The 11,496-nt window shown below is 55.6% G+C and carries 8 protein-coding genes; 1 reads left to right on the forward strand and 7 read right to left on the reverse strand.

The window, feature by feature from the left end; genetic code table 11:
• Positions 1 to 137 precede the first annotated feature (137 nt).
• The 4 genes from R0135_RS11305 to R0135_RS11320 form a co-directional block, all read right to left on the reverse strand.
• Complete coding sequence (locus R0135_RS11305) at positions 138 to 1,745, reverse strand: tetratricopeptide repeat-containing sulfotransferase family protein (RefSeq protein ID WP_407346958.1); 1,608 nt, start codon at positions 1,743 to 1,745, stop codon at positions 138 to 140.
• Positions 1,746 to 1,766: 21 nt separating this feature from the next.
• The gene (locus R0135_RS11310; protein ID WP_407346959.1) at positions 1,767 to 3,602 is read right to left on the reverse strand and encodes a putative 2OG-Fe(II) oxygenase; all 1,836 of its coding nucleotides are present in this window, start codon (positions 3,600 to 3,602) and stop codon (positions 1,767 to 1,769) included.
• Positions 3,603 to 3,729: 127 nt separating this feature from the next.
• Positions 3,730 to 6,600: a TonB-dependent receptor domain-containing protein gene (locus R0135_RS11315; RefSeq protein WP_407346960.1), complete on the reverse strand. Its 2,871-nt coding sequence runs from the start codon at positions 6,598 to 6,600 to the stop codon at positions 3,730 to 3,732.
• Positions 6,601 to 6,813: 213 nt separating this feature from the next.
• Positions 6,814 to 7,296 carry a hypothetical protein gene (locus R0135_RS11320; RefSeq protein ID WP_407346961.1) on the reverse strand — a complete coding sequence of 161 codons (483 nt, stop codon included), beginning with the start codon at positions 7,294 to 7,296 and terminating at the stop codon, positions 6,814 to 6,816.
• Positions 7,297 to 7,471: 175 nt separating this feature from the next.
• Here R0135_RS11320 and R0135_RS11325 point away from each other — a divergent pair, with 175 nt between their 5' ends.
• Entirely contained in the window at positions 7,472 to 8,074 is a 603-nt protein-coding gene (locus R0135_RS11325) for a MarC family protein (protein ID WP_407346962.1), read from the forward strand.
• A gap of 69 nt (positions 8,075 to 8,143) precedes the next feature.
• Here R0135_RS11325 and fba read toward each other — a convergent pair whose 3' ends face one another.
• The 3 genes from fba to R0135_RS11340 form a co-directional block, all read right to left on the reverse strand.
• The gene (fba, locus tag R0135_RS11330) at positions 8,144 to 9,208 is read right to left on the reverse strand and encodes a class II fructose-bisphosphate aldolase (protein ID WP_407346963.1); all 1,065 of its coding nucleotides are present in this window, start codon (positions 9,206 to 9,208) and stop codon (positions 8,144 to 8,146) included.
• A gap of 83 nt (positions 9,209 to 9,291) precedes the next feature.
• Positions 9,292 to 10,464 (reverse strand): phosphoglycerate kinase, encoded by a 1,173-nt coding sequence (locus tag R0135_RS11335; RefSeq protein ID WP_407346964.1) that lies wholly within the window; start codon positions 10,462 to 10,464, stop codon positions 9,292 to 9,294.
• Positions 10,461 to 11,492, reverse strand: a complete 1,032-nt coding sequence (locus R0135_RS11340) for a type I glyceraldehyde-3-phosphate dehydrogenase (protein ID WP_407346965.1) — start codon at positions 11,490 to 11,492, stop codon at positions 10,461 to 10,463. Before R0135_RS11340 ends, R0135_RS11335 begins: the two co-directional genes overlap by 4 nt.
• Between the last annotated feature and the right edge of the window lie 4 nt (positions 11,493 to 11,496).

Below are 11,496 nucleotides of genomic sequence, written 5' to 3' on the forward strand. Positions count from 1 at the left end.
CTTTAGAAGTAGGCGAAGGAGCGTGTAAAAGGCACAGACAAATACGGAACTGTGTCTCATTTTTCGCAAAGGCGGCAGCAGGGCCCCAGCAGCTTCGAAAAGATCCGCCGAGGCAAAGACTTTAAAACCGAGAGCTTTTAGCCAAGCACCCCGGCGTCCCCCAAGCGCGAACGCAACACATCAAAACCAGGGCCAGCCCGCTCAGCCGATCCAATAGCGTTGCTATGCAATGCCGGCAGCAACTTGGAGGCGCTGATTATCGTATTGATGGGCGTCGTAATGCCGGGTTCGAGCATTCCCTGTTCAAACTCCAGACTGCAAAAGTCCAGCATCCGGCGAGTCTCGGCGTCAGTGTTCTGGACGAGGCCCTCGTAACTCACATCCAAAATTTGCCCTGGAAAAGCCTCTCGCCAATGCTGCATGTGTGCACGATAGCTCTGGTAGTAGTCCGCCAGCTCCTCAAGATTGTAGGAGTAGCTGTGGGCACCAAAAATCAGTGATTTAAAAACTGAGTAACAGGTATCCAACGCATCACGCTGCATGTGAATGATGCGCGCGCCCGGCATGGCAGCCAGGATGTGGCCACAGTACAAAAAGTTGTTAGACGTGCAATCCACGAAGCGGGCGACGTCACCAACGCGCTCTCGCGCAGCTGACATGTAGCGTCGGCCAAGCTCTGCAAAGTCCACGGCGATGGTAGCCTCAGCGTCAGACACTTCAGCCGGAGCTGCGTCTCTTGCTAAAAGCCCCAGGATCCGCCGGAGTTCACCCAACTCACCAGCTCCGGTCACGGCGCTGTGACTCGCAAGGACTCGCTCCGCCAGGCGAATTCCAGAGCGCGGCATACCGACGATAAATATGGGTCCGGGCAGGTCGTCGCCGCGCACAAGCTTGGCGACCCGCGCAGGTGTAAAGGTATCGCGAATATCCTGCTGAGCACCCAGCTCGGTGGCCGGATCGTAGTTAATAAGGCCTCTGTAAGCTTCGGCCCCGGCGCTGTAGGCAGCATAGGATTCCACATAAGAGCCGAGATCCTCAAGCTCTTTAGCGAGAGAATAACTAGCGATCGCTGTAAGTTGGGGCTCACTACTGTTTGTCAGGACATCGCGCAGCTCCGCTACATGATTCTCCTCGACTGACCAGCTGCGCAACTGCGCTCGCAGGTGCAAGGCACCGGGATCGGCTGGGGACAGCTCCAGAACCTGCGTCAGATGCTTCTGTGCTTCTTCGAGCATATCCAGTTGCACCTCGGACACAGCTAGAAGATACAGCAGCTGCACGCTCTCGGGATTCTTGTCTCGCGCAATAAGCAAACAGTTGCGCGCCTCTTTGTGCTGGCCAAGCTCAATGAATACCTGTGATAAAGCGGCCAGCTCCCGCTCCCTGGCCTCCAGTAAATCGACCTCTCGCGCGCAACTCAGTGCGCGCTGCCACTGGCCATCAAAAAGGCAGAGCTGCGCTTTGCGAAGAAGAACCCGGGGCTTGCTGCCCAGAGACTCCTCCAGGGCATCCAGGTGTTCTAAGGCCGCCGGCGCGTCACCCCTTAGACTTTCAACGTCCGAGGCAAAAAATCGCACCTCAGCGTTATCACCAAACTCGCTGAGTAACGCTTTGGCCAAAGTCTCGGCATCCTGCAGACGTCGAGCCTGTACCAGCTGAGAGCCCTCGTTTAGCAGGTCCTGCAAAGTTGGTTTCGTTGGATCGATCGGGGTGTTGCCGGGCATGCTGCCGGGAGTATCGCTCATGAAAATCCTCAACTATGGGGCTCAACGAGCCCCGGGAAGTAGATCAAAGGCCACAGTGATTCGCGGCTGATCAGAATGAAAAGGTAGTGTGCCGTGCCACATGTACGATGGGAACAACACCAGGGTGCCAACGACGGGTTTCACGATTCGACGAGGCTCCAGATCCAGACCCAGTTCTTTCATGGGCCGGCCAAACTGAATGTGCCCCTCGGTGCCCTGCCCCTGCTGGACTTCATCAGGAAGCGAGATATAGAGCGCCGAGCTTACCCAACCTTCGGGGTGGATGTGATTGGCATGAAAGCCCTGATCACTCAGGCGCACGGACCAGGCCCCGGCCATGCGCAGATCCGTCGCCTTTGACGGCCGTGTGTTTCGCCCCCAGAAGGGGTGATCGGCATCCGTGGGCATGTTTTGCAAAGCCCCGGCGATGGCAAGCTGAAGCTGATGCTCCAAACCCAGCAATAAGGGCTCTTTGAGGCGAAACAAAAAACCATTGGTCTGAGTACCGCCTCGGACACTTTGCTCAATAGGCTGGGCGTTACTGTGATGAAGCCCCTCAAGGATGCGCGCCAACTCCGCAAAGTATTCCTCGCGGCTGGCAAACTCCGGTGGAGCCGGAACCTCAATGGGAAGCACCATACGATCATAATCCATAAGCCAGCTCTCACGATCGTCACCCAGCAGCTGTAAGGCGGTACCGCGATAGGCCAACATGATTTGATCGTAAGGGTTTTTGGATAACCAGTTTGCAGACACGCTTTCGGCACGCTCAGCTTCATTGCAGCACAGTAACTGCATCGCAAAGTTATGGCTTGCATAACTACTATCAGGACTTTCATCGCAAAGCCGCTGCAGACGCCCAAGCGCCTCGACATCTTGTCCTCGCTCAGCCAGATCCAGTGCGCCCAGGACTTGCAGATTCAGCGTAGCAGGACAGCCTAAACGCTGGGCATCCTGCAGCGTCTCAGCCACATCGTCTTCCTCACCGAGGCGCTTCATAAGCTCAATCAAGGTTTGCCAAAGCGCGGGGTTTTCGGGCTGCTGCCGCGCCGTGGAACGCAACTTCTCCAGGTGGTCGCGCTTTGCGCCGGAGCTAAAGCTCAGCTGGGCCGCAGTTTGCTGAAGCAAAGCATGCGCAGGAAAACGCTCTACCCCTGCATTGGCACAAGTCACCGCCGCACCAATGTCCCCAGAATCCAGCAGGGCTTCCGCACGGTTGCGATACAGGTCGGGCTGCTCGAAGCCCAGCAGCCTGGCCTGTTCATAGGCCTTGGCAGCCTCTGCAAACTCACAGTCCTGACGTAATAGCTGCGCCAGAGAATAGTGCAGGCGGGGCGCCTTGGGGCTGTGCTTGAGGCCGGCACGACAGAGCTCCAGAGCGCGCGGCACATCGTGCTGTTTTTGCGCAATGGCAGTGGCCAGCTCCCACAAAGGCGCCGCCCCCGGCGCCAACTCCACCGCCTTGAGCGTGTAAGACATGGCCTCGGACCAGAGTTCCTGCTGATAGTGCAGTCGCGCCAAGGCGTTCCACACGTCCACCAGCTCGGGTGCCAGGGCAAGAGCACTCTCCAGTGTCTCTTTGGCTTGGGCAAAGCGGCCACGCTGTCGCAAGAATGCTGCATAGGCAAGCAATGGCTGAGGCAGCTTCGGCGCCGCCTTAAGCGCTGCTTTAAAGCTGAGCTCCGCTGCCGCAACGTCACCTATTTGCTGCTGACTCAGGCCAAGTAATTGCAGGGCATTAGGTTCATTGGGGTTCTGCTGCAATAGCTGTTGACACAAACGCAGGCTTTCTGCGCCCCTTTGGGCACGCAATAGCTGATTCGCCGCTTGTAATGACTGGCGATAATTCTGATTCACAGTGGTTAACACAACTCCTGATGCGTCCAAGGCTCGGCGTGATTAGACCTTAATGATGGAGCAAAAAAAAGGGCCGACAATGTCGGCCCTTGCATTCTGTCGGGCGGGGTTACCCCCGCCCAGGGGATCAGAACTGCAGTGTTCCACCAAGGAACCAGTACTGGCCCAGGGGATCATAGATTCCTGGATAAGTGTTTCCGTTCTCACGAGCGGTTACACCCTGGTACACAAAGGGAGGATCTTCATCCAACACGTTGTTGATACCGAAGCGCAGTGTTGCAGTATCAGTCACGTTCCAGGTTGCCGCGATATCGAAGTAGTTGTAATCATCGATGTCGTTAGGCTGATCGGTGAACTCCTGCGTGGATCCGGCCACATAACGCCAGATCAGGTTCGCATTGATGTTCCAAGGCGTCGCCCAGGTAGCCTGGAAACGGTTCTTCAGGTCAGGTGTAGGAATCTGACATGCGCCACCGTAGGTGCCTTCACAGCCAACCACGCCCGCACCAGGATACTCTTCCTGATCGTAAGTCATCACGAAACCAGCGATGTTAGCGATGTTTACTGTACCCATATCGCCAACGTCGAAGTTGTAGTTAACTTCAACGTCTACACCTTCCACCAGCAAGAAACCGATGTTGGTTTTCGCAGCGTTGATGCCGTTATCAGGTGCTGCCTGACCCAGCCATAGCGTATCTAGCTGGCCACGATTAACCTGATCACAGAATACAGCGTCACCGGTTTCGATACACTGAAGCAGCGTAGTCTCTTCCTGAATTCCCTGAATCGCCTCAGTGATTTCGATCTCGTAGTAATCCACGCTCACAGACAAGCCTTCAATGAAGCTCGGCTGCCAGATCGCACCAAAGGTCAGAGTATCAGCCTCTTCTGGATCCAGCTCGGTAGAGCCGCCGCCAGTTGAGTTGTACTGCGCCGCAGGGCTGTTCTCAGGACCACCACGATCCCAGATCGCCTGAGATACACCAGACCGTGCACACTGCTCAAAGCTGTAACCGCTCAAGCTCACGTTATCGCCTGGATTAGCCTTCAGACAGGGGTCACGGTCCATCGCGAACAAGCCAGCACTTTGTGGCTCAAACAGGTCAACAATGTTTGGCGCACGAACAGCTCGCTGGAAGCTACCGCGGATCTTGACGTCTGCATTGATATCCCAGCTTGCAGCCGCTTTGTAGGTGTTTGTCGTGGTACCAGTGCTGTAATCCGAATAGCGATAGCCCAGATCAAGAACCAGAGCCTGCATAAACGGAGCATCTTCTACTAAGGGTACGCTCGCCTCGAAGTATATCTCGCTGACGTCATAGCGACCGTTAACGGGAACAGGAACACCGAAACCGCCGGCATCGCCACGCGCTGCGTTGTCAGACAGGTCGTAAGTCAAGCTCTCTTCACGGTACTCAGCACCAGCAACGACCTCGATGCCATTCTCAGCAAACGGTGACGCGATGCCGTAGTCGCCCAGGCTACCCTGAACGTAACCCATCATGACTTCCTGGGTGGTACGACCGTTCTCGTAAACCACCTGACCGAAGTAACCGGTTGCTTCGTCTGTTACACCGCCAGTCTGATAAACGTTGTAAGGCACACATGCCGCATTGCCAGACTCACAGCCGATAGTTCCGTCATCAAGCAGAACGGCATTGAGCGCTTCTTCAACACGGATAAGGTCAACATAGTTGGTGTTGCGGTTAGTCATGTTCACTTCAGCGTACTGATAGGACACGTCATAACGCCAGCTATCGTTGATGTCGCCACGCAGACCGAATACACCACGGTAAGTGGTGTGTCGCAGAGCACCCTTACGTGGGCCACCCTCTACGTTACGACGACCCAGTGTCGCTGTGTAACGATCGTCAGGCGATGTACAACCAGTAATACCCAGCTGCTGTGCAGAAAGCAGTGGGTTGTTACAGTTAAGATCGTCAAAGGTGCGGAAGAACACACCAGAAGGACCAAACTGAGTATCGGACTTGGTGTCCATGAACATCAGCTCTGTGTACGCTTCTACATTCTCGTTCACATCATAGTGAGCAAACGTGCCGAAAGTCGTACGACGATCCGGACGCTGGAAGAACGATGGAGCGGCAAAGTTAAAGCCTGGACCACGACCTTCTAACCACTCGGTGCCTTCGGTGCGGTAGTTTTCGCCGCCAACGATCCAGGAACCGGATTGGTTAGTACCAGAACCCAGACACTCGCCACTAGCACGTACAGGACATGCTGAAGTGTCACGATTAGCCTGTGTAACGCCTTCGATGTCACGGTAAGTCATAAACGCTGTTGCGTTACCACGTCCGTTGTCGAAATTGCCACCCATGATCAAAGTCATGTCGTACTGGTCACCGTCTGTTGCGGTACCAGTAGCGAAGGGCTGGCCTGCACGATCGGCTGCACCGGCAACAAGACCACCGTCGTTGTCAGCGCGGAACTGACCGGCTTGGAAGTCAAGCTTAATGCCTTCGAAGTCGTCCATCATCACGAAGTTGACAACACCCGCTACAGCGTCAGCGCCGTAAGTCGAGGATGCACCACCGGTCAGAACTTCGACACGCTCAATGAGCTGGCCAGGAATGAAGTTAATGTCCGCAGCAGATGACTGATCGCCACCGTTTGGTGAGTTAGCAGGAAGGCGCCGACCGTTCATCAATACCAGCGTACGCTGAGCACCTAAGTTACGCAGCTGAAGCGTGGCAGTACCAACAGCTTCAATCGCCTGACCTGATGATTGATCCAAAGAAATGGCCGGAATAGCGGCGAGGGCATCCTCGACACGTGTCAAACCAGTAAGACGGAGCTGCTCGCTATCAAGCTGTGTAACTGGGCTAGAAGAGACGAGGTTGGCACGCTGAATACGCGAACCGGTTACGACAACTTCTTCAACCAGCTGCTCTTCCTGGGCGTTGACCGGAGCCATTCCCATCGCGAACGCTGCGCCGACGGCGGCGCTGACCGCCATCGTTAGCGGTTTTTTATGTAGCATAATATTTCCCCTGTGAAGTGAGATGTTGGCCATGGCCGTAAAGCTGACGACTCGTTTTTACCAACTGCGGCAGATATTACACACTCTGCCTCGCGGTGAACTGTGAAAAATTCACATGATTTGGGTAGGTAGTAGCACAGGAGCGGTCGACATTCAGTAACTTAGCGCCACCAATTCAACCCTTTTCCCAAGTTGAGCAGCCATTACCCGGCCTTAACGAACCTGACTGACGCCAATGCTGCGGTCCTCATCGATGAGCGTCAGCATATAAAAGCCTACCCAATTCTTGGTGATGCGCACTTTGGGGTTAGCAGGGCCCCTGTAGGCATAGCGGCCGGACAGACGCTGCTTCCAGACCTGCCCGTTCTCCAGACGGAAAATGGTTTTACCGGTCCAACCGGAGAATTCTCCGCTGATCGTGGTTTCGATCTCAAAGTCCTTTTCGGCCTCACGCACGGCTTCACTACTGACCTGAAGAATCTGTGCATCACCGGCGGTATATCGAATCAGCCATTCATTGAGCGACTTAAGCTCCTTGCTGGACAGTTTCTTCAGCCCTGTGTCCTGAAACTCCTGCTCACTCATGAGCTTTTCAAATCCAGGAAAATCGTCTTCGGCGGCCCCGACGAGCGATCCCGCCAGAAGAAGGAAGACGCCGACCAGGGCGCGAGCGGTGGTAGGGTAGGTGAAAGACATAGCGATCCTGCTGGTTGTGTACGCTTGGGAGCCGAGAGTCTAGCAAAAGCTTGCCTCGACGGTAGGCTCAGCTGTAGAGACTGCGGCCACCTCTCTTTATACTCCCGCGCCCGCCGTCTTCAGCCAGAAAAGGCGAATTCATCATCACTTTACTCGTGAACCTGGAAACATTGCCGTGGACACCGTTTTAAGCGCCTTTATTACTCTCGTATTAGTGATGGACCCTCTGGGCAATGTGCCCATATTCCTCTCGGTACTTAAAGATGTAGAGGGGCGGCGCCGATACTGGGTGATTTTTAGGGAGCTCCTCATTGCTTTGGGAGTGCTCCTGTTATTTCTTTACGGCGGGAGCGCGGCATTGGAAGCCATGGGTCTGCGCCAGGAGTCCATCAGCATTGGTGGTGCGATCATTCTCTTTTTGATCGCCATTCGTATGATATTTCCCTCGCCCTATGGCCTGCTGGGAGATACGCCTGATGGAGAGCCATTCATAGTGCCACTGGCCATACCCGCGGTTGCGGGCCCCTCATCGCTGGCTATCGCCATGCTTATGGTCAACACAGACCCGACGCGCATGCTGGACTGGACCGTCGCACTTATAGGCGCCTGGGCAGTGTCTGCCGGTATTCTGATGACCTCGCCGCTACTGCTCAAAGCCCTGGGCAACCGCGGATTGATGGCCATGGAGCGTTTGATGGGGATGATTTTGGTAATTATCGCCGTGCAGATGTTTTTTGAGGGCGTATCCACCTCCTTACACCTGCAGGGACTGAGCTAAGCCCGCAGACTCAGGGCTTGAAGCAACGGCCGGTACACTTGTGCACCGACCGACCGTCAAACCGAGACCCTAGTTGACCTGAGGCACAAGCTCTCTGGCGTCATAGCGCTGCTGCATAGTATCCAGTGACAGCACCTTGATCTTACTGGCATTGCCCGCGGTGCCAAAAGCCTCATAGCGCGCAATACATATGTCACGCATAGCGACCTGAGTTTCTTTAAGGTACTTACGTGGATCAAATTCGGCTGGATTGTGAGCGAGGAATCGCCGAATCGCACCGGTAGAGGCCAATCGAAGGTCCGTATCAATGTTCACTTTACGCACCCCGTGACGGATCCCTTCCTGAATCTGCTCTACCGGCACACCGTAGGTCTCAGGAATCTCGCCACCGTATTCATTAATAATCGCAAGCCAATCCTGCGGCACCGATGAAGAGCCATGCATCACCAGGTGAGTGCCCGGAATACGGGCATTGATCTCTTTAATTCGATCAATGGCCAGAATATCGCCGGTAGGCGGGCGACTAAACTTGTAGGCCCCGTGGCTGGTGCCACAGGCAATGGCTAAAGCATCCACTTCTGTGGCCTTCACAAAGGCCGCGGCCTCTTCCGGGTCGGTGAGCATCTGCTCGTGGGTAAGCTTGCCTGCCGCCCCAGAGCCGTCTTCTTCGCCTGCCTCGCCGGTTTCGAGGGACCCCAGACAGCCGAGCTCGCCCTCTACGGATACGCCGCAGGCGTGAGCCATCGCAACGGCGGTGCGCGTTACATCAACGTTGTAGTCGTAATCCATGGGCGTCTTTCCGTCTTCACCCAAAGAGCCGTCCATCATCACCGAACTAAAGCCCAGGGCAATGGAGCGCTGACAGATTGCCGGTGACATGCCGTGATCCTGATGCACCACCACCGGAATATGCGGAAACTCGCGCATCGCGGCCTCCATGAGTGCTCGCAGGAAAGGTGCGCCGGCGTATTTACGGGCTCCGGCACTCGCTTGCATGATTACCGGAGAATCCGTCGCATCGGCGGCCTCCATGATGGCTCGGGTCTGCTCGAGGTTATTGACGTTAAAGGCCGGAACGCCGTAATCGTGCTCTGCGGCGTGATCCAGCAGTTGGCGCAGACTGATCAAAGCCATGCGTGTTCTCCCTGATTATTCAAAACTTTAGTCACACTAGGTGGCTGGATCGACGGTGGCTAAATAAATAGCCCCATCGCTGTTCATTCTTGACGAGCGCGCTCTTCCAGCACTGCCACCGCAGGAAGCTCCTTCCCCTCAACATACTCCAGAAAGGCACCACCTCCGGTAGATATATAGGACACTTTGTCGGCTATCCCAAACTTATCAATCGCGGCGAGGGTGTCGCCACCCCCAGCAAGAGAAAATGCGACGCTGTCCGCAATTGCCTTCGCCAAAGCCTCGGTGCCACCGGCAAAGTTGTCGAATTCAAATACACCCACGGGACCATTCCAGAGAATAGTGCCGGCTTCTTTTAACAAAGCGGCCATGGCTGCAGCAGACTGTGGCCCGATATCAAGAATCATATCCTCATCACCTACCGCATCCACAGAGCAGGTCCGCGGGACCGCATCTTCGGCAAACTCAGCCGCAGTGACCACATCGATCGGTAGAGGAATATGTGTCTTGGCCCCAATACGGCGAGCTTCCTCTAAAAGCTCATGCTCACACAGCGATTTACCGACCGGATGACCCGCGGCAGCAAGAAAGGTGTTGGCAATTCCACCCCCGACAATGAGCTGATCAACCTTATCTGACAGAGAATCGAGGACCTGAAGCTTGGTTGAGACTTTGGACCCTCCGACAATAGCGACCATAGGCCGTGCAGGGTTCGCCAGAGCCTTTTCCAGAGCTTCAAGTTCGCCCGCCAACAGCGGTCCGGCGCAGGCTTGCGGTGCAAAGCGGGCCACACCGTGGGTCGACGCCTGGGCGCGATGTGCGGTACCGAAGGCATCCATCACAAACACATCACACAAGGCTGCGTAGGCCCTGGCAAGGGTATCTTCGTTTTTCTTTTCGCCGACGTTAAAGCGTACGTTCTCTAACAGCACCACCTCTCCGTCAGCGACGGTAACGCCATCTTGCCAGTCAGCCACCAGGCGCACGGGCAACTCAAGCAGGCTACTCATATGTTTTGCCACCGGCTCCAAAGAGAACTGTTGATCAAACTCACCCTCTACAGGTCGGCCCAGGTGCGACATCAGGATCACGCGAGCACCGGCTGCCAGAGCCTGTCGAATAGTAGGCAGGGCAGCGCGAATACGCGCATCTGAGCCAACACGTTCGTTCTTTATTGGAACGTTAAGGTCTTCGCGAATAAGCACCCGCTGCCCGGTGAGCTCAAGCTCACTCATTCGCTGCACTGCAAGACTCATGTGTTTGCCTCCTCGGCAGATAGCTCTGACCAGTAACGCGCTACATCCAACATTCGATTAGCGTAGCCCCATTCGTTGTCAAACCAGGTAAGTACTTTAACTAAACGTTTACCGCTAACGCGGGTCTGGCAGGCATCAATAATACTGGAGCGACTGTCACGGTTGAAATCGCAGGACGCAAGCGGCTCTTCGGTATAGCCCAGCACGCCTTTAAAACTGCTGGCCGCAGCATCAGACAACGCTCGATTTACATCGCTCACACTCACGTCCTGTCGGGTAACTATGGTCAGATCCATGGCGGATACATTGAGCGTGGGCACCCGCAGTGCCTGAGCCGTAAAGCGTCCAGACAAATCGGGCAGGATTCGCTCAACACCCAGCGCAAGACCGGTATCTACCGGGATGATGGACTGCCCCGCAGCACGGGTCTTTCTCAAATCTGTGTTGTGGTATGCATCCAGAACCGGCTGATCATTCATGGCTGAGTGAATCGTCGTAATTGTGCCGTAATCAATGCCAAACGCCGCGTTCAGGGCCGCAATCACCGGGACGATCCCATTGGTCGTGCAAGAGGCCGCGGACACAATGCGATGCCGGGCCTGCAGGCTTTCATGGTTCACGCCATAGACAACAGTCGCATCCACATCCGGTTCTGCTGGCTGAGAAAACAGTACCCGCCGCGCTCCGACGCCCAGATGTTGCTCGGCGGTGAGGCGGTCAGAGAAGGCACCGGAACACTCAAGGAGCATATCAACGCCAATACCTCTCCAATCAAGACAAGCGACATCCGGCTCCCGCAGAAGAACCTTTTGCTGCCCGTTGATAAGCAACTGATCGCCGCGCAGCTCTACCGTTCCCGGAAACCGTCCATGGGTAGAGTCGTAACGGGTCAGGTGGGCAACGGTTGTCGCGTCCGCCAGTTCATTGATTGCCACCACCTGCACGGCATCACGATGCGGACTCTCCTGCAGCGCACGCAGCAGGGTTCGACCGATGCGTCCATAACCATTGATGGCAACTCTGAGCATGGGC

Origin of the sequence: Congregibacter variabilis (assembly GCF_045689235.1) — a bacterium.
Taxonomy (GTDB): domain Bacteria; phylum Pseudomonadota; class Gammaproteobacteria; order Pseudomonadales; family Halieaceae; genus Congregibacter; species Congregibacter variabilis.

Coding starts and splice junctions, on each gene's coding strand:
- R0135_RS11315 (WP_407346960.1), bottom strand. CDS start 6,600: ATGCTACATAAAAAACCGCTAACGATGGCGGTCAGCGCCGCCGTCGGC.
- R0135_RS11340 (WP_407346965.1), bottom strand. CDS start 11,492: ATGCTCAGAGTTGCCATCAATGGTTATGGACGCATCGGTCGAACCCTG.
- fba (WP_407346963.1), bottom strand. CDS start 9,208: ATGGCTTTGATCAGTCTGCGCCAACTGCTGGATCACGCCGCAGAGCAC.
- R0135_RS11335 (WP_407346964.1), bottom strand. CDS start 10,464: ATGAGTCTTGCAGTGCAGCGAATGAGTGAGCTTGAGCTCACCGGGCAG.
- R0135_RS11305 (WP_407346958.1), bottom strand. CDS start 1,745: ATGAGCGATACTCCCGGCAGCATGCCCGGCAACACCCCGATCGATCCA.
- R0135_RS11320 (WP_407346961.1), bottom strand. CDS start 7,296: ATGTCTTTCACCTACCCTACCACCGCTCGCGCCCTGGTCGGCGTCTTC.